Origin of the sequence: Enterococcus faecium (genome assembly GCF_029023785.1) — a bacterium.
Lineage (GTDB): Bacteria > Bacillota > Bacilli > Lactobacillales > Enterococcaceae > Enterococcus_B > Enterococcus_B faecium.
Window position 1 is genome coordinate 1,545,482 of sequence record NZ_CP118955.1, and the last position, 20,081, is coordinate 1,565,562.

The 20,081-nt window shown below is 37.5% G+C and carries 19 protein-coding genes; 4 read left to right on the forward strand and 15 right to left on the reverse strand.

Annotated features, from left to right (window positions below; translation table 11 throughout):
* Window positions 1–392: 392 nt before the first annotated feature.
* Window positions 393–680, reverse strand: a complete 288-nt coding sequence (locus PYW34_RS07505) for a hypothetical protein (protein ID WP_002289767.1) — start codon at window positions 678–680, stop codon at window positions 393–395.
* A gap of 133 nt (window positions 681–813) precedes the next feature.
* Between PYW34_RS07505 and PYW34_RS07510 the strand changes: the two genes are divergently transcribed.
* Window positions 814–1,482, forward strand: a complete 669-nt coding sequence (locus PYW34_RS07510; protein WP_002297002.1) for a YitT family protein — start codon at window positions 814–816, stop codon at window positions 1,480–1,482.
* 290 nt (window positions 1,483–1,772) lie between these two features.
* Here PYW34_RS07510 and PYW34_RS07515 read toward each other — a convergent pair whose 3' ends face one another.
* The 4 genes from PYW34_RS07515 to PYW34_RS07530 form a co-directional block, all read right to left on the reverse strand.
* On the reverse strand, window positions 1,773–2,513 hold the full coding sequence (locus PYW34_RS07515; RefSeq protein WP_002289257.1) for a hypothetical protein: 741 nt from the start codon (window positions 2,511–2,513) through the stop codon (window positions 1,773–1,775).
* Window positions 2,514–2,642: 129 nt separating this feature from the next.
* Window positions 2,643–3,590: a LacI family DNA-binding transcriptional regulator gene (locus tag PYW34_RS07520; protein WP_002289258.1), complete on the reverse strand. Its 948-nt coding sequence runs from the start codon at window positions 3,588–3,590 to the stop codon at window positions 2,643–2,645.
* Between the two features lie 128 nt (window positions 3,591–3,718).
* A complete protein-coding gene (locus tag PYW34_RS07525; RefSeq protein WP_002289259.1) occupies window positions 3,719–4,483 on the reverse strand; it encodes an alpha/beta fold hydrolase in 765 nt (254 codons plus the stop codon).
* Between the two features lie 3 nt (window positions 4,484–4,486).
* On the reverse strand, window positions 4,487–4,876 hold the full coding sequence (locus PYW34_RS07530) for a hypothetical protein (RefSeq protein WP_002297001.1): 390 nt from the start codon (window positions 4,874–4,876) through the stop codon (window positions 4,487–4,489).
* 134 nt (window positions 4,877–5,010) lie between these two features.
* Here PYW34_RS07530 and PYW34_RS07535 point away from each other — a divergent pair, with 134 nt between their 5' ends.
* A complete protein-coding gene (locus PYW34_RS07535; RefSeq protein WP_002289260.1) occupies window positions 5,011–5,553 on the forward strand; it encodes a DUF2179 domain-containing protein in 543 nt (180 codons plus the stop codon).
* 147 nt (window positions 5,554–5,700) lie between these two features.
* Window positions 5,701–6,333: a hypothetical protein gene (locus PYW34_RS07540; protein WP_002333254.1), complete on the forward strand. Its 633-nt coding sequence runs from the start codon at window positions 5,701–5,703 to the stop codon at window positions 6,331–6,333.
* Between the two features lie 133 nt (window positions 6,334–6,466).
* On the opposite strand, the gene PYW34_RS07545 is transcribed toward PYW34_RS07540, so the two are convergent.
* The 8 genes from PYW34_RS07545 to PYW34_RS07580 all read right to left on the reverse strand — a co-directional run bounded on the left by PYW34_RS07545 (window position 6,467) and on the right by PYW34_RS07580 (window position 17,432).
* Window positions 6,467–6,592: a GNAT family protein gene (locus PYW34_RS07545; protein WP_002296999.1), complete on the reverse strand. Its 126-nt coding sequence runs from the start codon at window positions 6,590–6,592 to the stop codon at window positions 6,467–6,469.
* Window positions 6,593–6,725: 133 nt separating this feature from the next.
* Complete coding sequence (locus PYW34_RS07550) at window positions 6,726–7,619, reverse strand: DUF1803 domain-containing protein (RefSeq protein WP_002289262.1); 894 nt, start codon at window positions 7,617–7,619, stop codon at window positions 6,726–6,728.
* A 181-nt stretch (window positions 7,620–7,800) separates the two neighbouring features.
* Window positions 7,801–8,727, reverse strand: a complete 927-nt coding sequence (locus PYW34_RS07555) for a manganese-dependent inorganic pyrophosphatase (RefSeq protein WP_002289263.1) — start codon at window positions 8,725–8,727, stop codon at window positions 7,801–7,803.
* A gap of 84 nt (window positions 8,728–8,811) precedes the next feature.
* Window positions 8,812–9,573, reverse strand: a complete 762-nt coding sequence (pflA, locus tag PYW34_RS07560) for a pyruvate formate-lyase-activating protein (protein WP_002289264.1) — start codon at window positions 9,571–9,573, stop codon at window positions 8,812–8,814.
* Window positions 9,574–9,816: 243 nt separating this feature from the next.
* Entirely contained in the window at window positions 9,817–12,048 is a 2,232-nt protein-coding gene (pflB, locus tag PYW34_RS07565; protein ID WP_002289265.1) for a formate C-acetyltransferase, read from the reverse strand.
* Between the two features lie 276 nt (window positions 12,049–12,324).
* Window positions 12,325–14,775 (reverse strand): DNA topoisomerase IV subunit A, encoded by a 2,451-nt coding sequence (gene parC, locus PYW34_RS07570; protein ID WP_002296998.1) that lies wholly within the window; start codon window positions 14,773–14,775, stop codon window positions 12,325–12,327.
* Window positions 14,776–14,786: 11 nt separating this feature from the next.
* Window positions 14,787–16,832, reverse strand: coding sequence for a DNA topoisomerase IV subunit B (gene parE, locus PYW34_RS07575; RefSeq protein ID WP_002306915.1), 2,046 nt, complete (start codon window positions 16,830–16,832; stop codon window positions 14,787–14,789).
* 165 nt (window positions 16,833–16,997) lie between these two features.
* On the reverse strand, window positions 16,998–17,432 hold the full coding sequence (locus PYW34_RS07580; RefSeq protein WP_002330223.1) for a CoA-binding protein: 435 nt from the start codon (window positions 17,430–17,432) through the stop codon (window positions 16,998–17,000).
* Between the two features lie 126 nt (window positions 17,433–17,558).
* On the opposite strand from PYW34_RS07580, the gene plsY reads away from it, so the two are divergent.
* The gene (gene plsY / locus PYW34_RS07585; RefSeq protein ID WP_002296995.1) at window positions 17,559–18,197 is read left to right on the forward strand and encodes a glycerol-3-phosphate 1-O-acyltransferase PlsY; all 639 of its coding nucleotides are present in this window, start codon (window positions 17,559–17,561) and stop codon (window positions 18,195–18,197) included.
* A gap of 131 nt (window positions 18,198–18,328) precedes the next feature.
* Here the strand turns inward: plsY and PYW34_RS07590 are convergent, their stop codons facing one another.
* Both PYW34_RS07590 and codY read right to left on the reverse strand, forming a co-directional pair.
* Window positions 18,329–19,204 carry an aldose 1-epimerase family protein gene (locus PYW34_RS07590; protein WP_002296994.1) on the reverse strand — a complete coding sequence of 292 codons (876 nt, stop codon included), beginning with the start codon at window positions 19,202–19,204 and terminating at the stop codon, window positions 18,329–18,331.
* Window positions 19,205–19,285: 81 nt separating this feature from the next.
* The gene (gene codY / locus PYW34_RS07595) at window positions 19,286–20,077 is read right to left on the reverse strand and encodes a GTP-sensing pleiotropic transcriptional regulator CodY (protein ID WP_002290223.1); all 792 of its coding nucleotides are present in this window, start codon (window positions 20,075–20,077) and stop codon (window positions 19,286–19,288) included.
* Between the last annotated feature and the right edge of the window lie 4 nt (window positions 20,078–20,081).

The following is a 20,081-nucleotide window of genomic DNA, read 5'->3' on the forward strand; positions in this document are numbered from 1 at the left end:
TTAAGTATAAACATTTCTTTCCTTTTTCCCAACTAACTTGTCTTGCCTTAACCTTACAGCACGAACAAAAAAAAGAAAAAAATACCTCTAAACATGCTGACAAAAAAAGAATCCAAGCAACAAAGTCGGATCAACTTTTTGGTTCTCGTTTTTTCACTACGAATACCATAAAAATCTATACGAAATTGTCACTTGGAATCAGCTATATCTTTTTTACACACACAACTTTTATTTTAATAAAAAGAAACAGCCAATAAAGTAGAAATCTCGTGGGGGAGAACACCTTTATTGGCCTGTTCAACGAATATTATACTGTATCATGACACTTTTTTGCCAAAAATGTAAAAAACGGTTGTTTTGACATCATAAACGTCTTGTTTTCTTATTTTTACTTATATCACCACTTTATTTTCTATCTCTTTCACTCCATAAAGCGGAATGAGTTCTTCTTTTGACTGATAATAAACAGCTTTCTCACGGTTCTTCATCAAAAAAAGAAAGATGTCTTTCATAGCAAGTGGTGCTTTGCCGTGTTCAAATAAAAAGATAAATTGATTTGCTTTATTTATCTGGACCATTGTCACAGGCACCAGTTTTTGTTCTTGAGCCAAAAAAACTCCTTGATACTCTGTTTTTTTGGGTGATTTTGTAAGAATTGTCAATAAGTCTGCTGCTCGCATTTTTCCACTCCTTATTTGATAAATAAAAAGAAACAGCCAAAAATAATTTTTTTTCATTTTCCTCTTGAAGTAAGAGTATAAGTCAGTATAATAAAGAAGTTGCTGAAAATTTTCAAAAGAAAAGAGGCTAGAAATGAAAAAATTAAATTTATTTACAGAATTGTGCGGAATCATTTTAGGCGCAGGAATCTACGGATTAGCTGTGACAGGAATCAATATTCCATCTAAGCTGGCAGATGGTGGGGTTACTGGTATTGCTTTGCTTTTGCATAATCTTTTTGGATTCGCTCCTTCTGTCACTTCACTGCTTTTTAATTTACCTTTATTGCTTATCTCATTGTTTCTTTTTGGAAAACACGCTTTTCTCCGGACGATCGTCGGAACATTTGCGCTAGTTTTCTTTTTACATTTATGGGAGAGCCTTCATATACATTTTGCTGTAGATAGTCTACTGATCAATAGTTTGATGACAGGTATTCTTTCTGGCATTGGTTGCGGTCTCGTCTTTCGATTCGGCGGAAGCACAGGCGGAACAGATATCATTTATCAAGCCATTGAAAAATATTTTCATATTAAGATTGGCAAAAGTCTTTTCTTGATTACTTTTGGTATTTTAGTTGTCTCCTTGCTTTATTTGGATCTCACACATTTTCTGTATACATTACTTAGCTGTTCTATTCTATCTTATACATTGAATAAAGTGAAGTATCTGGAAATTGGATCTGTTTTGCCCCAATTGGAAGCAAAACAGACTACAGAAACATTTGAACCACTTGATCCTCTTGAACAGTTAGAGCACTGATTCTTATTTTTCACTACTTTATTTAATTTACAGAAATATCATTATGTAAACTAAAATGATATTATTCAGTAAAATCTTCTTTATAAAAAAATAAACTATTTTTGCAAACGATCTGCGAAAATAGTTTGTTTTTTTATTTTGCCATTATTTTCTTACTTATTGGGAGAAAAAATTCGCTTAAACTCAAAAAAATTTGAGGATACGATATAAACTTTCGGATAGAGTATAAAATAAGGAAACGCCGCAGCGTTTCCTTTCCAACTGTAGCCGAATATAAATTTGTATATCACTTATTTAAAATAGCTATTTTCTCCCAAAGAGTTTCCTTGATCATCGATCAATCCTTGTAATGAGCGTTCTAAGATACCATGGCTTTTTTTCGATTTTTTTTCTTCTGACTGCTTTGTTTCCTCTAACGTTTTTGTTCGATTGAATGTTCGTACAGACGGCTCACCATTTCTTTTTTCTTGATACGGCGTCGGTTCTGTATCGAACAACAGATAAGAGTCATCCGTTTTTTTCATCGATTCGATTAAATGATCCTCAGAAATTTTGCTTTCTCTAGGGTCTGGGATAATCGATGCGGGTACATATTTAGGAACAAAATAAGAACGCTCCCGCACCTTCGTGTCAACAGATGCGTTTCGTGTAGTATGCTTGGACTCTGTCCTTGTTTCACTTTGTCTGACAGAACGAGAGGAATCACCAAAAAGTTTTTTTCGTCCTGTCGATGTGATTTCTGATTGGTAATGGCCGGTATAATCCGGTAATTTTCCTTTATGCTTTTCCAAATTTTCCTTACGCGGAGCTGACTTCAATCCATTTGTTGCACGACGCTTGCGACGGATTTTCTCGGTGTTCGTGTTCGTGAAATGAAATTCTTTCATCTGTTCAAACGGGGACTGATTCTGTTCAGTCAAAAGATCTTCTTGTCCGTCAAATAATACTCGCTTCTTGTCGTTGGTTAATTTTACGCCTAACTCATCATCGTACGCAGGAAAACGGAAATGTTTTCGTCTGATTTCTTTCATTCAAACCATCCTTCTCAAAAATGGAACTTTTCTCAATAATAGCACAGATTCATTGTTTTCAGTAGCAATGCGCTGATTATTTTAAGAAAATAGCGATGAATTTCATAAATATATATATAGTAATAAGACTTAATTCGTTGTCTCTCTGATAACTAGTTCAGGAAAAAAACGACGATAACCTTGACTCGCCCCTTTTTCTTCTATTTTTTTTAACAACATTTCTCCACATACTTCACCCATACGTATAATATCTTGCTTGATCGTTGTCAATTTAGGTGAACTGATTTGGTCTAAAAATACCCCATCAAATCCAATCACACCAAATTCTTCGGGCAAGTGTCCTCCAGCATTTATAATCCCTCTTACTGCTCCTAGTGCTAGCCGATCTGAACTACATACAAAACAAGTTTTATCTGTAAAATCTGCCCAGTTTTCTGTCATATATCTTTCTACTTCTGTCGAATGATTTGGAAACCGCAAGATTTTACTAGGAAGATCAACTTCCTTCATCACAGATAAATAACCAGTTTCCCTTGAAATTTCAAAAGGCTCGTCCACTTCGATACCGATATAAATAATCGTTTGATAATCTCTTTCTAAGGCATATTGCGTTGCTTTTGCTGTACCATATTCATTATCGCTGTCTACATAATCATATCCTTCAGAATTTTCCCCAAACAAGACAACTGGTTTTTCCAAACGGTCGATCCAATCGAAGTCTTTTTTTCTGACACCTGTGATGATGTATCCATCACAAGAACCGACGTCGAAGGCATCATTTGTAACTAATTGGAGAGAATAATGCGCTTTACCGATCCGTTTAGCGATTCCCATCAGCAAATTCATGTAATAGGGCTCAGTTGTGTCGATTTCTTCCAGTATAAATAATTTGATGATCTGCGACCGATTCGTGACAAGTGCTTTTGCAGCAATATTTGGACGGTAATCCAGTTCAGCCATTGCTGAGAAAACTAACTCTTTCAATTCGTCAGTCACCTGTTCCGGATGATTGATGACTCGAGAGACCGTCATTTTTGAAACATTGGCACGTTTTGCAACATCTGCTAAAGTGGGCATGCTCTCTTCCTTTCTAACATGTTGTCATTCTTACTATCAATTATACCAAATTTTCCTAACAGAGTTTATTATAGCCCAAAATAAAAAACGGAAAATCCTCTATCGTCATGAGTGATTTTCCGTTTCAATTATTTATACTTTTTTATCAAATTTTTTGCTAAAAAAGTGGAAGCTTCTTCCATTAGTGGTATTTGTACCATATGTCGCTGTGTTTTTGAGGAACGAAAAACAATTTCTTTTCCGTAAGACTTATGCCGATTTTTTTCTACAAATCGTTCCGTTTGTATATAAGGGATTTTTTCGTCAGCTTGTCCATGCCAAAAGAACAGAGGACGTCCAGCTAACTTTTCCGGCTGCAATGACAAATCATAGCTCTTAACCCATGAAATCAAATCAAAATAGTCTTTTGGTACGACATAATTATATTCCGATGCGCGCCTTACGATTTCTTTTCCATATTCCAAAGGTGCAGGGGAACCCATCAAACACACGCCCGCTACTATATGAGGATGTTTAGCCAACAAGGCGCATGTTGTCATTCCCCCCATCGAAACCCCGCCAACTGCAAGCTGATCATGTAGAAGACCTCTTTTTTCTAAATGCTTGATAAGTGTGTCAAATTCAAACAGATTTCCGTAGATACTATCCCAAAATGTATAGGATGGAATAGAAGAAACCGGCTGTTTGCGCTCCCCATGATTCATCGCATCTGGCAGGATCACACGAATGCCCTGCTGCGCAATTTTTCTTCCTTGCGTCAAAACTAACTCCTTACTTGTCTGCCATCCGTGATAATAGATGACAACGGGAATACGTTCCTCTCTTAATTCTTTCAGAACAACTTCTAACACTGGAATATGATGGACAGAACGTTTCAATATAATTGGATTCAATTGTTACTCACCTATTTTCATTAAATTTCCTGATCGCCATAGCAACCATGCTCCAACAGTTGTCTGGAACAGGTTCAGTGTACCAAATAATATAAATGCAGGACTGAATGGCTCGGGAAATAAGCACAGAGAACAAAGTCCCACCACTCCTAATGCTAGCGAAAGGAGTGGATAAATAGAAAAATTCAAAAAACTGGCAACGCTACCGAAAATATTACCAATAAACAGTATCAAAAAGAAAAAAACGCTTAAAATTAAACCATCTGTCAGCGACATCTGAAAAACAATGTTCTCTACCTCAATTGGCTGTTGAATCGAATAGACACCTAAGTATATACTGAGAAGGAGACTTAGCACGTGGCTGGCACAAAACACACGATTGACCGTTTTCATTTTAATCACCTAACCTATCTTTATAATTCTATTATAATCATTTTATCATTTTTTTGTATGTATAAAGTTTCAATTTTTCTTCACTTACGATTTTTTTTGATATTGTTGTTATATAAATGAAAGGAGTTTTACAAATGATTGATCCAAAAATGTTGGGGATGATCTTCCTCATTAATTTTGCTTATATCACTCTGAACACGTTACGTTTCATGTTGACAATGAAAGGCTATCGACTGATTGCTCCACTTGTCAGTATGGTCGAGATCACGATTTATATCGTCGGCTTATCCCTTGTTTTAGATCGTTTAGATAATCCACTGAATTTATTTGTCTATGCGTTAGGTTACGCAGTAGGTATCAGTGTCGGAATTTTGATTGAAGACAAATTGGCATTAGGATACATCATGGTCACAACGATTTTGCCAGCAAATAGCGCAGAAGATAAAAGTTTGCCGGGTATACTGAGAGAACACGGTTATGGTGTGACACAGACTTCTGCAATGGGGCTGGAAGGTGAGCGGCTAGTTCTCGAAATACTTTCTCCTAGAAAAAGCGAACGTGAACTGTATCGCCTGATCAAAGAAATCGAAGAGCGTGCTTTTATCATTTCTTATGAGCCAAAATATATTTCAGGTGGTTTCTGGACTAAAAAAGTGAGAAAACGACAAGGAAAATAACTCACAAACTTAAAAACTGTCTAATATCTAAATTAAATTTTAAATGTTAGACAGTTTTTATTTATTATTTTGATTAAAAAACATCGACATATACTCATCAATTTGTTATTATACTTTATATACTTATCAATTTAATTTGGAGATATTATGGAAATTCAACGTAGAACCACTAATTTTTTACATTTAGGCTCTTTTTTTGCAACTTTGACGATCTTATTTTTTCTATGTTATTCATACCTTAAGACCTCACATGCGCCTTCTAGTGCATTAGGCTGGTTGCTTTTGGATCATTCTGATATCACAGAAGCCGAAGAAAATCCGTTTTTTTTGATTTTTTCTTCTCTTTGCGGCTTACTGTTTTCTGTTTATTTCGGTGCCTATTTTTTTCATCGACATCCTGGTACGTTAAACGAAGCTTCAAGCGTATTGATTGCATTTAAAACGTTTTCTTTTTTAGCAATTCTTTTTTATTCGTTTAATCACAATACGCTTTTCTTCTTTATCATGAATGGTTTAGTCGTGATTTTATCCATTTTTACTTATTTTATTTTTTCACTCATTTTTAGCCAATTGAAATGTCCGCTCTTCTTTCGATTAGTTCCTGTCACCTGTTTTATTTACAGCTTGTTTTCCTTTTTTGTCCTTGCTTTAATGCCACTGACCAACCCTTCGACGATCCAAGTCGCAGGAAATCTGTTGGATATGCTCTTCATCGTCAGTCTAGGTGTATTTATGTGGCAAAGAAAAAACAAACAAAATAAAAAGCATTTTGAAGCCTGACTATTACGACTTCATAAATGCTTTTTTAGTTTTAAACACTTCAATCTAAAAGAATAACCCAAGATTGGATAAATTATTAATGACTCGCCATTCGTTTCTTAGTGATTCTGGATTATCAAATGGACTTCCTAATCTAATCAGCTAGTTCTTCCCATAAAATGCCATACTTGACTGAATCATAATATTGATTATTTAAAAATCTAACTTTTCTTATCACTACTTCCTTTGTCATTCCACATTTCTCACCATTTTTTTGCATTCCTTTGTTTCCAGACCATGTAGTGAATCTAATAGGTGGTAGATAGGCAAAATACTCAAATAATTCTTTTAACCATAAAGGAAGAGAAAGGCTCCTCCTGCAAGAGTCAGTATAATTTTTGCTTACTGCTCTCTTAGGTTTTACTCACTAAAACTGTTCCATATTCTTTGATATAAGAAAATGCATGCGGTATAAATTTCTTGCTCAGCTCAGAAAAGATTTGTCGTTTAAGAAAGGCCATTTCCTCCATTGTCAATGAAGGATCCAATGTTGGTAATTCAATCTCAAAATTGTTTTTTTCGACAATAGGTAATTCTAATGTGAATGATTCTTCTTCCTTTATAGTATTCGTCACAAGTAGAGACTGATGGAAAATACTAGGCCGGCGATTTTTATATTTATTCTTACGTATCCTGTCAACGATAACTTCTATTTGATCAAAAAAGTACGATTCATTTACGTCTCCAATAAGTTCGGCTAATTCTTTGAATGCCTTCGTTACAGGAAGCTGATTCTTCTGTACAAAAAAGTAATTAGCCAAAGTAAGCGGGAAGTGTTCTATAGAGGAAAGTGTGATAAAACGGTACTTCTCATTTCCTGCAGTTGTCCTCAGCAATTCTGTCTCTCGGCTGTTTCTTACTCCATAAAAATACGCTTCTTTCCGTTCATCTTCGAAACAATACGCCCAAATAACTTCTCCCATCGCTAATTTTTGTTCATCAACAGAGAGTCTCTTCAATTGTTCAGCTATGGTTTCAGCAGCCGAAGTGGCTTGTTGCAAGTAATCTTTAGGATCAAATATTGGAAAGTTCAAATGATATCTTCGTTCTTCCCTCTTGATTAATCCTGCATCGATCAATAAATCAAGAAAATGGGAAAATTTATTTTGCGAAAATTCTTTTTTCAATTCTCTTAGAATCGTTTCTTGTTCTCGATGTTCATATAGATAATCGGTCAATGAAGAAAAAAGCGGATCATCGGTCAGTTTTTGATAAAAGTTTTCCTTATTTTTTGAATAATAGTTCATATATGTTCTCTTTTCTATCCGTTTTATTTTACTTAAAAGGCTTTTACGTAAAAAGGAGGAAGAACAAGAGTCATAATTGACTGTTATTCTCCTCCATTTCTTCGGCCTTTAGTATGTTCTATGTTTCTTTTTATATCAATCGCTTATCCATTCATTTTGAATGCTTCATACTACCATTTGATTAGCTAAATACAGCCGTCAATTGAGGTACGACTTGTTTTTTACGTGAAACGACACCTTTAAGCAAAGCACGGTTGTTGGTCAAAGTTGTTTGGAAAGCTTCTTCTACTTTTTCTTTTCCTTTACCAGCAACAAGTAATTCTGAATCACTGTCTAAGATGTTTGTGACAACTAATACGAACAGATCGTAGCCATTTGCTTTCATTTCATCTTCCATTGCTGCTTCTAGCTCTGCTTGTCGATCCATCACTTCATTAAGGTCCACTGTATTGACTTGAGCGATACGAACGTTGGAACTGCCCATTGGGAAACTTTTTGCATCCAAATCAAGAAGAACCGCAGCTGATTTATCACTTAGATTTGTTCCTGCTTTCAACATTTCAAGTCCATAAGTGTTTAGATCGACTTCAGCGATTGCTGCAAGTTCTTTTGCAGCTGCTTCATCTTCAGGCGTACATGTTGGTGATTTGAACAACAATGTATCTGAAATGATAGCTGAGAGCATGATTCCTGCGATTTCTTTAGGAATTGTTACTTGGTTTTCTTTATATAGTTTTAAAATAATCGTACTTGTACATCCAACTGGTTCTGCACGATAGTACAATGGATTAGCTGTTTCAAAGTTTGCAATACGATGGTGGTCTACTACAGCTAAAATATTTACTTCGCTGATATCTGAAATACTTTGTTGGAATTCATTATGATCCACAAGCATGACATCTGCATTTTCTGCTTTAGCTGACTCTACTACTCGTGGTGCAGATAGCTGAAAGTGGTCTAATGCGTATTGTGTTTCTTCATTAGGTGTACCTAGAGCAACTGCTTCTGTTTCTTTACCTAATTCATTTTGCAAGTGTGAAAACGCAATGGCTGCCCCGATTGCATCTGTATCTGGATTTTGGTGACCAAAAACTAAAATTTTTGACATGTCATTCGCTCCTTTGTGATTTCTCCTATTTAATAATAGCAAAAAAACGGAAAGAAGCAATACTTATCTTCTTTCCGATGCGACCTATCGCGTTAAATATTTTGTATACTCTTCTGTATGAAGCAATCGTTTAGCATTTTCGACACGTTCTTTTGTAGGTGGTTCGATCCCTTCTAATGGATATTTCAAACCAAGTGTTTCCCACTTGTATTTTCCCATCGTATGATAAGGAAGAATCTCTACTCTGTCTACATTTGACAAGGTTTGAATAAAGTTGTCTAGTCGGATCAAATATTCATCATAATCACTTCGCTCAGGAACTAGTACATGGCGAATCCAAACCGGTTTGTTGATTTTTGACAAATATTGAGCCATTTCTAAAATATTTTCATTGTCCCAATGCGTTAGTTTTTTATGCTCTTCATTATCGATGTGTTTGATGTCAAATAACAGTAAATCTGTATACTTCATCAATTCTTGAAAACGTGAAAAGAAAGGTTCTTCATACGTAAAAGGTTTTCCGCATGTATCCAATGTAGTATGCATCTTCCGCTCTTTTGCTTTTTTAAATAGTTCGATCAAAAAATCGATCTGCAATAGAGGTTCTCCACCACTAACAGTAATACCACCTTTATCTCCCCAGTAAGGTCTGAAGCGTTCTGCTTTATCTAAAAGTTCATCTGCTGTGTATTCTTTCCCTCCGCCAATATTCCAAGTATCTGGATTGTGACAAAATTGGCAACGCATGCGGCATCCTTGCATAAACACGACAAAGCGCAGTCCAGGTCCGTCTACTGAACCGAAAGTTTCGATAGAATGAACATAGCCGATTGTTTTTTCTTCCATTTAAGTTCACATCTTTTCTTTGATTTCATTTTAAGTACAAGTTAGCTGTCGAAGCGAAGCTTTCTGAACAAAATTTTTCGCAATTGCCGCTTCGTTATGTGTAAAATTTACAGGGACGGAACATACAAGTCCTGCCCCTGTAAATCGTTTCTTTCAAATAAGCATACTGATTATTCGATTTTGATGCGATGGCTATTCAACGTCCTTTCGACGCTAAGTCGAAAAACTTTTTTCACGAACTTTTTACATTCTGTCGTGTGAAGTTCTCATCAAGACATCTAATTGTTGTTCTCTTGTCAAGTCACGGAATTTAACTGCATAACCAGATACCCGGATCGTCAAGTTCGGATATTTCATTGGATTTTCCATTGCATCACGCAATAAATCATTACTGAATACATTGACATTCAAATGATAAGCTCCTTTTGAGAAGTATCCATCTAAGACATTACGCAAGTTTTCGATTCTTGTATCTTGTTCTTTTCCAAGACCTGAAGGATTGATTGTTTGGGTATTTGAAATTCCATCCAATGCACAGCCGTAATTCATTTTAGCTGTTGAGTTCAGGCTAGCTAATAACCCACTTTGTTCCGCATTGTAACTTGGATTTGCTCCTGGCGCAAGTGGTTTTCCAGCTTCACGGCCATCAGGAGTATTTCCTGTATTTTTACCGTAAACAACATTTGAAGTAATCGTCAATAATGAAGTTGTTGGTTTTGAGTTGCGGTAAGTTTTATGACGTTTGATTTGTCCCATGAAGTATTCCAAGATCCATGAAACTAATTCATCTGCACGGTCATCATCATTTCCGTATTTAGGGAAGTCGCCATCCACTTCAAAATCAACTGCTATTCCTTTTTCATTACGGATTGCTTTTACTTTTGCATATTTGATCGCTGACAAGCTGTCTGCCGCATGAGAGATCCCAGCAATACCTGTAGCAAATGTGCGTTGCAAGTCAGAATCCATCAAAGCCAGCTGAGCTGCTTCATAAGAATATTTATCATGCATATAATGAATGATGTTCAACGTATTGACATATAGTTCTGCTAACCAATCCATCATATTCATGAAGTTATGTTTCACTTCTTCAAAGTCTAGTATTTCTGATGTGATTGGACGATATTCTGGTCCAACTTGGGCGCCAGTCACTTCATCGACTCCGCCATTGATGGCATATAATAGTGTTTTAGCCAAGTTAGCACGAGCGCCAAAGAATTGCATGTCTTTTCCGACAACTGTTCCTGATACACAGCAAGCAATCGCACAATCATCAGAACCCCATTGTTCACGAAGCTGATTATCATTTTCGAATTGAATCGAAGAACTTTCGATAGCGATTCTGCTAGCATATGTTCTGAATCCTTCTGGAAGGTGTTCAGAATACAAAACAGTCAAGTTTGGTTCTGGTGAAGGTCCCATATTTGTTAATGTATGAAGCAGACGGAAATCATTCTTTGTAACTAATGAACGACCATCTAATCCCATACCTGCAATGGATAAAGTAGCCCAGATAGGGAATCCTGAGAATAATTGGTTATATTCAGGTGTACGCGCGAATTTGACCATACGTAATTTCATTACTAAGTGGTCGATCAATTCTTGTGCTTCTTTTTCTGTGATTACTCCATTATCCAAATCACGTTGGATATAGATATCAAGGAATGCTGAGATACGTCCGATTGACATCGCAGCACCATTTTGTGATTTGATTGCTGCTAAATATCCGAAGTATAGCCATTGGACAGCTTCTTTTGCATTTGCAGCTGGTTTAGAAATATCATAGCCATATTTCGCAGCCATTTCTTTCATTTGCGCTAATGCACGATATTGTTCAGTGATTTCTTCACGTAAACGAATCACTTCTTCACTCATTGTATGATAACCAGTCATATCATGATCTTTTTTCTTTTGTTCCATCAAATAGTCGATTCCATACAATGCCACACGACGATAGTCACCGATGATACGTCCGCGACCGTAAGCGTCTGGAAGCCCTGTAATGATTTTGTTTTTACGAGCAGCACGCATTTCAGCAGTATAAGCGTCAAATACACCTTGATTATGTGTTTTGCGCCAGTCAGTGAAAATATGTGTCAATTCATCGTTTGGTGTATAGCCATTGCTTTTTAGCGCATTGTTAGCCATATTGATTCCGCCGAACGGCATGAATGCTTGTTTCAAAGGTTTGTCTGTCTGTAGACCGACGATTTTTTCCAAATCTTTATCCAAATAGCCTGCATCGTGTGAAGTAATAGTTGATACGATTTCTGTGTCCATATCATAGACACCGTTACGCTCGAATTGGATATCATTTAACTTTTGCAATTCATCCCATAATTTTTCTGTTGCTTCTGTTGGGCCTTCCAAAAAGCTGTCATCACCGCGATATTCAGTGTAGTTATTTTGAATAAAGTCTCTAGTGTCTACGCCTTCTTTCCATTTGGTACCTTTAAATCCATTCCATTGCTCCATTGTATGGACCTCCTAAATTTCTGTTTTATGTAACAGTTTTTACGTGATTAGTATAACACAGCACCCTATCTTTGCAAGGGTTTTCTTGTTTTTTATTTAACAATTTTTATGTTTTATTTACATATATTTAAATCAACGTTGACATACCAACATTTAAGCATTGTGAACACTTTCATCTTTTTTTGCAAACGTATAAGGATTTATTAAAAATGAATGAAAAAGAGACGCCACCTGTATTAATACAGATGGCGTCTCTTCATTAAAATACTACAACAGTTACGACTCGATGAAAATCTCAGGAGCATCGATAACTTCGATGACTTCTCCACCTTTTTTCTCATCCATCGCAAATGATCCATTCGATGTTCGATCACCTATAGGGAAATCAGTTGGGTCAATCGTTAACTGCTGCCCTTTTTGATTCATCAAGGTTATTTCTTTTGATCTTCCTTCCGACATATAGATAATACGGTGCGGATTTTTTTTCAGCTCACGCATGACCGTCACTCCCCGCTTCGCACGTGAAGTTTGGCTGATTTCTTGAGCAAGCATGCGTTTAACAGCTCCTCGCTGAGTAACGATTACGATCGGCGTATCACCTTCTGCTAACACAAGCAGCCCGTTGATAATCCTATCTCCATCTTTCAAATTCATAGACTTCACTCCAGCTGCCTTTGCTCCAACAACGGGAACATCTGTTAAAGGATAGCGCAAACCCATTCCTTGATGCGTTACTAAGAAAACATCTAAGCCTGGCTGATCTTCTTTCAGATACACAGCAATCAGTTCATCTTCTTCCGCCTTTAGCTTCATACAGCTGAGCGGACGGCTCTTATAGGTGCGCCATGGTTCGAACTCTGTCATTCGTGTTTGCTTGATCAATCCATTCTTGCTGATGAATACAAATGTTTTCTCTGCTTGAATTTTTTGATATGGGAAAACAGCTAAAATCGATTCGTCTACAGACAGATTGGAGATTGTTTGAGAAATGTGCTCACCAGCATCTTTCCATTTCAAATCGGGTAGTTCATGGACAGGGCGGTAGATCACATTTGCTTTATTTGTGATCAGAAGAACATGGTCCAATGTACTCAATTCACCTGAGTATAGCAAGTAGTCGCCTTCTCGCATCCCGATTTCTTCTGGTTTGGAAGCACTATAAGAACGAAGGCTTGTTCGCTTCACATAGCCTTCTCGCGTCACACTGACAATTACGTCTTCTTGTGCCACTAAGACTTGCGTATCAATTTTGATTTCTTCGATTTCGTCTTCGATTGTCGTTAGACGAGCGGAAGAATAATTTTTTTTCACTTCTCGCAATTCTTTTTTCATAACAGAGAAAAGCTCTTTGTCATTTGAAAGGATTTTATTCAACTCTGTGATTTGCGCAATCAAGCTTTCGGATTCCTTTTGAAGCTCTGTGATATCCGTGTTCGTCAAACGGTATAATTGCAATGTGACAATTGCTTCTGCTTGTTCTTCTGTAAATTGAAAGACGTCGACTAAATTCTTTTTGGCGTCTTTTTTGTCTTTACTTTCACGAATCGTTGCGATTACTTCATCCAGAATCGATAAAGCTTTCATCAATCCTTCTACGATATGCTGTCTTTTTTGAGCTTTGGCTAAATCGAATTGACTACGTTTTGTTATGACTTGCTTTCGATGCTCGATATAACTTCTTAAAATGTCTTTCAGTCCAACTTGATGCGGAGTCATATGGTCGATAGCGACCATATTGAAATTGTAATTGATCTGTAGCTCAGTGTTTTTGAACAAATAATTCAAAATTCCTTGAGCATTGGCGTCTTTTTTCAATTCGACGACAATTTGCAGACCTGTTCTATCACTTTCATCTCGTACTTCAGCTATTCCATCGATTTTCTTATTCAAACGGATCTCATCCATTTTTTTCACCAAGGTCGCTTTATTTACTTCATATGGGATTTCTGTGATCACGATTTGCTGTTTATTACCCTTCATTGCCTCTATCTTTGTTTTCGAACGAAGAATAACTTTTCCTCGCCCTGTTTCATAAGCTTTTTTGATTTCATCTTTTCCTTGCAAGATCCCTCCTGTTGGAAAGTCAGGTCCAGGAATATATTCCATCAATTTTTCAAGGCTCGCTTGTGGATGATCGATCATATAGATTGTGCCATCGATCACTTCAGCTAAGTTATGAGTCGGGATTTCTGTTGCATATCCAGCAGATATACCTGTCGATCCATTGACGAGAAGGTTTGGGTATCGAGCTGGAAGGACTGTTGGTTCTTTTTCTGTATCATCAAAATTCCACACGAGATCGACTGTTTCTTTTTCGATATCTGCTAGCATCTCTCCACTTAACTTGGATAATCTGGCTTCAGTATAACGCATCGCAGCAGGTGGATCACCGTCCATACTCCCGTTATTCCCGTGCATTTCGATCAGTACTTCCCGCAACTTCCAGTCTTGGCTCATGCGGACCATCGCTTCATAAATACTGCTGTCACCATGAGGATGATAATTCCCCATGATATTTCCGACAGATTTTGCTGATTTACGGAATCCTTTGTCATACGTATTGCCATCTTTGTTCATGGCAAATAATATCCGGCGTTGCACTGGCTTCAATCCATCACGGATATCAGGCAGTGCACGTTCTTGGATAATATATTTGGAATAACGTCCGAAGCGGTCACCCATCACTTCTTCTAAAGTTAATTCTTGTACTTCTTGTCGATTTTCCATCAGGTGACCTCCTATTCTACTTCAAATAACTGATTGTTTTCATTTTTATCTGCTCGTTCTTCATCTAATAAATCATTAGAAACTGAAGGAGAGATTTCAGTATCCTCTTTTTTATCTAAGATACTGCCATCTTCTTCGAGCGTAAATTGCACGTGATTTTCGATCCATTTTCTTCGAGGTTCTACTTTGTCACCCATCAGTGTGGTTACTCGACGTTCAGCTTGCGCAGCATCATCGATACGGACGCGGATCAACGTACGGGAAGTCGGATCCATCGTTGTTTCCCACAATTGTTCCGCATTCATCTCTCCAAGTCCTTTATATCGCTGCAGCATATATCCTTTGCCGACTTTTTTAATCATTGCTGCCAATTCGTCATCTGTCCACGCATATTCAATGACTTGCTTCTTTCCTTGTCCTTTGGATACTTTATATAAAGGCGGTAACGCGATATATACTTTCCCAGCTTCAATCAGCGGTTTCATATAACGATAAAAGAAAGTAAGCAGTAATACTTGAATATGGGCGCCGTCTGTATCCGCATCGGTCATGATGATTACTTTGTCGTAATTACAGTCTTCGATAGAAAACTCAGGACCGACTCCTGCACCAATCGTATAGATCATCGTATTGATTTCTTCATTTTTCAAGATATCTTGCATTTTAGCTTTTTCGGTATTGATGACTTTTCCTCGTAAAGGTAGAATTGCTTGGAACTTTCTGTCTCTTCCTTGTTTAGCAGATCCGCCAGCAGAATCCCCTTCGACTAAATACAATTCATTTTTCTTAGGGTTTCGGGATTGTGCGGGTGTCAATTTTCCTGAAAGAAGAGATTCGCCTTTTTTACGCTTCTTCCCATTTCGGCTTTCTTCTCTGGCTTTACGTGCTGCTTCTCTCGCTTCTCTGGCTTTGATTGCTTTACGGACCAACATCTGGCTCATTTCGCTATTTTCCTGCAAATAAAAGCCCATTTGTTCACTGATGACGTTATCTACTACGGTACGAGCAACTGGCGTACCAAGTTTTTCTTTTGTTTGCCCTTCAAATTGCAGAAGATTTTCAGGTACACGGATAGAAAGTACAGCAGCTAACCCTTCTCTGAAATCACTACCTTCCAGATTCTTGTCCCGTTCTTTCAGCAAACCAACTTTTCTCGCATATTCATTATAAGATTTCGTCATCGCCGCTTTCATACCAGCTTCATGGGTTCCCCCATCTTTTGTCCGAACGTTATTGACAAAAGATAAAACATTTTCTGAATAACCGTCATTGTATTGATAAGCGACCTCTACTTCGATACCTTCTTTTTCTCCTGAAAAATAAACAACTGGTGTCAATGTATCTTTTTCTTCATTCAGATAATCAACAAATTCTTTGATTCCTTCTTCGTAATGAAAAATTTCCTTGACTGGTTCTTCTCCACGAAGATCAGAAAGAGAGATTTTAACGCCTTTTAGAAGAAAGGCAGATTCTCTTAACCGTTCGGCTAAAATTTCATATGAAAATTTCGTTGTACTGAATATTGTATCATCTGGTAAAAAATGGACAGTCGTCCCGTTTGCTTTTTTTGTTTTTCCTATCTTTTTCAACGTACCGTCAGGTTTACCGCCGTTTTTAAATTTCTGCTGATACTCTACGCCATCTCTAACGATCGTTACAGTTAGCCATTTCGATAAGGCATTTACCACACTGGCTCCTACACCGTGCAGTCCACCAGAAGTTTTGTACCCTCCTTGACCAAACTTTCCGCCAGCATGCAGCACAGTAAAAATCACTTCAACTGTTGGTATTCCGGAAGCATGCATTCCTACAGGCATCCCACGTCCGCTATCTGCAACAGTTATACTATTGTCTTCATGGATGGTCACATCAATCTCACTGCCATAACCTGATAATGCTTCGTCAACTGCATTATCGACGATTTCATAGACTAAATGATGCAAGCCTCGGCTGTCAGTGGATCCAATGTACATCCCTGGTCTTTTTCTAACTGCCTCTAATCCTTCCAATACTTGGATGGACGAGTCATTGTATTCGTTGTTTACTTTTTTTGCCAAGGCAAACGCTCCTTCAATAATACTTTGCGGCAAAACCGCACCACGATTATCATACTAGAAAAGGTCGTGAAAAAAAAGAGGGTAGACGAGAAATCAATTTTAATTATCTCCTAACCGCTTTTTCGACATTCCCCTCTATCGATCATCTCTTCTTTGTGGTCATTTTTATTTTTGGTTTTCTTTCAACTTACCAAGTTCAATCTTAATACAACGATCCATTACGATATCTGTACGTCCTGCTTTTCTTAGCATCTCAGCTGCTTCTTTGTTTTCAATCCCTAATTGTGCCCAGAACACTTTAGCATCAGTTTTCAAAAAATCATCTGCTATTTCAGGTAAAAATTCACTCCGTCTAAATACATCTACGATATCGATTGGATCATCGATTTCTGTCAAATTCGCATAGACTTTCTCGCCTAGAATTTCTTCACCAGCCAATAATGGATTTACTGGTATGATTTTATATCCATTGTCTTGCAATACCTGTGCAACCATGTAACTTGTTCGTTCTGGTTTATTGCTCAAGCCTACGACGGCAATATTTTTTGCTTCTTCCAAATAGTTGAAAATCGTTTCTTGTGTTGGATTTTTTACAGACATTTCTGCCACCCCTTGCTTTTCTTTTTATTCCATCTATTATACTTGTATCTTTCATTTTTTCAATTGTTCCTGTTACCTATTCATGCTAAAATAAAGGATAGTTTTCAACTTGAAAGAGGGTAAAAAATGAAATTGATCTTATTACTTATTTTAGCATATCTTTTAGGTTCTATTCCTTCCGGTGTCTGGATTGGCAAATTGTTTTTCAAAAAAGATATCCGACAACACGGGAGCGGTAATACTGGAACGACCAATACATTTCGTGTATTAGGCAAAACAGCCGGGATTGTTGTCCTGCTTATGGATATTTTAAAAGGTACATTGGCTACTTGTTTGCCGATGATCTTCCACCTTTCTGGGATTAACCCTCTTTGGTTTGGGGTATGCGCCATTCTTGGCCATACATTTCCGATTTTTGCTGGGTTCAAAGGAGGAAAAGCTGTTGCGACAAGTGCAGGAATGCTTTTAGGATTTAATCCTGTATTTTTTGTTTATTCTTGTATCATCTTTATCGTTAGTTTATTTTGTACAAGTATGGTGAGTTTGAGCAGTATGATCAGTGCAGTATTGATCACTTTATCTACGATCGTCCTTCCTTATGTAGCTCCTGTGATTTTGGCTAAGCCCAATTGGTTACTGACGATCATTGCCTTTTTAGTTTCTTCCTTTATCTTTTATCGGCATAAAGACAATATCAAGCGTATCAGAAACCATACTGAAAGTCGAATCCCGTTTGGTTTGAATAGCAGCAAGAAAAAATCCTGATACTTTTTCATTCCAAAGAGATAAAACGGGAGTGTGACAAATCGATGTCACACTCCCTTATTACTTACAGGATAGCTTTTTTACACACCTTGGTAAACGGTGTTCCCTGCTAACTTCTCGGTCACAACCTCTTACTTCACTGTGATGGAATATTTTGTCTTGAAGATTTCATGGGCACCTAGTTGATTGATCCCTACTTTTTCCATCAAGTTTCCACTACTGTTCACCGTGTCAGCGATTCCGCACCACGGTTCGATACAAACGAAAGGCGCTTCTTTTGGATAAGGAGACCAGATCCCTACATAAGGCATATCTTTATAGCTTAAAGTTACGCTATGGGAAGATTTTTCACTTCGAATGGCGTACGCATTTAGACCCCTTGTTTCAAAAACCAAGGCATCTTGCTCAAAAAGTTCACGATTCAAAGCCAGATTCGTATTTGTCTGACCTAACGTCTTTTGATCCATATCGATGAATGGGCCTTTCAATGGTAGGCGTAATCTTGATTTCAATGGAGAAAATGCCAGATAGAAATCTTCAAATGACAATCCTTCTTCAAGAGGTACATTGAAAGCAGGATGTCCACCGATAGAAAAGAACATTTCTTTTTCACCGGTATTTGCCACTTGATAATGAACCGTGATGCCGTCTCCTCCTAATTCATAGCTGATCACTAATTCAAAATCAAATGGATACTTTTCTAATGTCTCCGGCGTACTCCTTAAGATGAAACTAGCCATTTCTTGTCCATGTTCAATGACTTCAAAATCCATATCCCGAGCAAATCCGTGTTGCCCCATTTGATATGTTTTCCCTTGATAAACATACTGATCATCTTTTAAACGTCCAACAAAAGGGAATAAAACCGGTGCATGTCTGCCCCAATACGCTGGATCACCTTGCCAGATATACTCTAAACCATGTTCTTTTGATTTCAGACTGATCAATTCCGCACCGTGTTCAGCGATTTCGGCGATCAGCTGGTCATTTTGAATAATAACAGTCATTGCCATTCCTCCAACTTCGACTTACTTTTTAAAATGGGAAGGCTGGAACAAACATTTCTATCTGCCCCAGTCCCCTTACTTCTAATAACTGTGTTTTGCTAACTCGTCTTTAAAACGGGAATTCAATACTTTTAAATAAGTTCCCTTCATGCCTAACGAACGAGATTCAATGATTCCAGCTGATTCCAATTTTCGTAAAGCATTGACGATCACAGAACGAGTGATGCCGATACTATCGGCAATATTAGAAGCAGTCAGACGACCTTCATCTCCATCCAATGCTTCAAAGATAGCTTGTACAGCCTTCAATTCGCTATAAGATAATGTGTTGATTGCCATTTGGACAGCCGTTGCACTCCGTACATCTGCTTCGATGCTTCGAGACTTCTGATAAAGGATCTGCATACCGACAACCGTAGCTCCATATTCTGCTAAGACTAGATCGTCATCTGCAAACGATTGTTCCATACGAGATAAGATAATCGTACCCAAACGTTCGCCAGCTCCAAAGATCGGAACGACAGTCGTCAGACCAAATGGATATTTCTCTCTTGACTCTACCGGAAATGCAGTAATATCACTAGTAATTGGGATATTAGCTTCAGTTTTCATCAACTGTGCCACTGTATCAGTATAAGATTCAGGAAATTGTTTCTCAACAAACATTGTTTTGATTCGTTCATTGTTCACATCGTGACGTTCATTATAACCTAGTAATACTCCGTCACTTCCTATGATATAGGTGTTGCTGTCAAGAATACCACCTAGTGTGACAGCCATTTTATCGTAAGGCAAATCTGCTTGCATGTCAAAAGTATTCTTTTGCTGCAAAAGTGTGTTTATCTTGCGGGTTTTCGTTAGCAAGTCTGTCATTGTC

Coding starts and splice junctions, on each gene's coding strand:
- PYW34_RS07505 (WP_002289767.1), bottom strand. CDS start 680: ATGCGAGCAGCAGACTTATTGACAATTCTTACAAAATCACCCAAAAAA.
- PYW34_RS07510 (WP_002297002.1), top strand. CDS start 814: ATGAAAAAATTAAATTTATTTACAGAATTGTGCGGAATCATTTTAGGC.
- PYW34_RS07515 (WP_002289257.1), bottom strand. CDS start 2,513: ATGAAAGAAATCAGACGAAAACATTTCCGTTTTCCTGCGTACGATGAT.
- PYW34_RS07520 (WP_002289258.1), bottom strand. CDS start 3,590: ATGCCCACTTTAGCAGATGTTGCAAAACGTGCCAATGTTTCAAAAATG.
- PYW34_RS07530 (WP_002297001.1), bottom strand. CDS start 4,876: ATGAAAACGGTCAATCGTGTGTTTTGTGCCAGCCACGTGCTAAGTCTC.
- PYW34_RS07535 (WP_002289260.1), top strand. CDS start 5,011: ATGATTGATCCAAAAATGTTGGGGATGATCTTCCTCATTAATTTTGCT.
- PYW34_RS07540 (WP_002333254.1), top strand. CDS start 5,701: ATGGAAATTCAACGTAGAACCACTAATTTTTTACATTTAGGCTCTTTT.
- PYW34_RS07545 (WP_002296999.1), bottom strand. CDS start 6,592: ATGCAAAAAAATGGTGAGAAATGTGGAATGACAAAGGAAGTAGTGATA.
- PYW34_RS07550 (WP_002289262.1), bottom strand. CDS start 7,619: ATGAACTATTATTCAAAAAATAAGGAAAACTTTTATCAAAAACTGACC.
- PYW34_RS07555 (WP_002289263.1), bottom strand. CDS start 8,727: ATGTCAAAAATTTTAGTTTTTGGTCACCAAAATCCAGATACAGATGCA.
- pflA (WP_002289264.1), bottom strand. CDS start 9,573: ATGGAAGAAAAAACAATCGGCTATGTTCATTCTATCGAAACTTTCGGT.
- pflB (WP_002289265.1), bottom strand. CDS start 12,048: ATGGAGCAATGGAATGGATTTAAAGGTACCAAATGGAAAGAAGGCGTA.
- parC (WP_002296998.1), bottom strand. CDS start 14,775: ATGGAAAATCGACAAGAAGTACAAGAATTAACTTTAGAAGAAGTGATG.
- PYW34_RS07580 (WP_002330223.1), bottom strand. CDS start 17,432: ATGTCTGTAAAAAATCCAACACAAGAAACGATTTTCAACTATTTGGAA.
- plsY (WP_002296995.1), top strand. CDS start 17,559: ATGAAATTGATCTTATTACTTATTTTAGCATATCTTTTAGGTTCTATT.
- PYW34_RS07590 (WP_002296994.1), bottom strand. CDS start 19,204: ATGACTGTTATTATTCAAAATGACCAGCTGATCGCCGAAATCGCTGAA.
- codY (WP_002290223.1), bottom strand. CDS start 20,077: ATGACAGACTTGCTAACGAAAACCCGCAAGATAAACACACTTTTGCAG.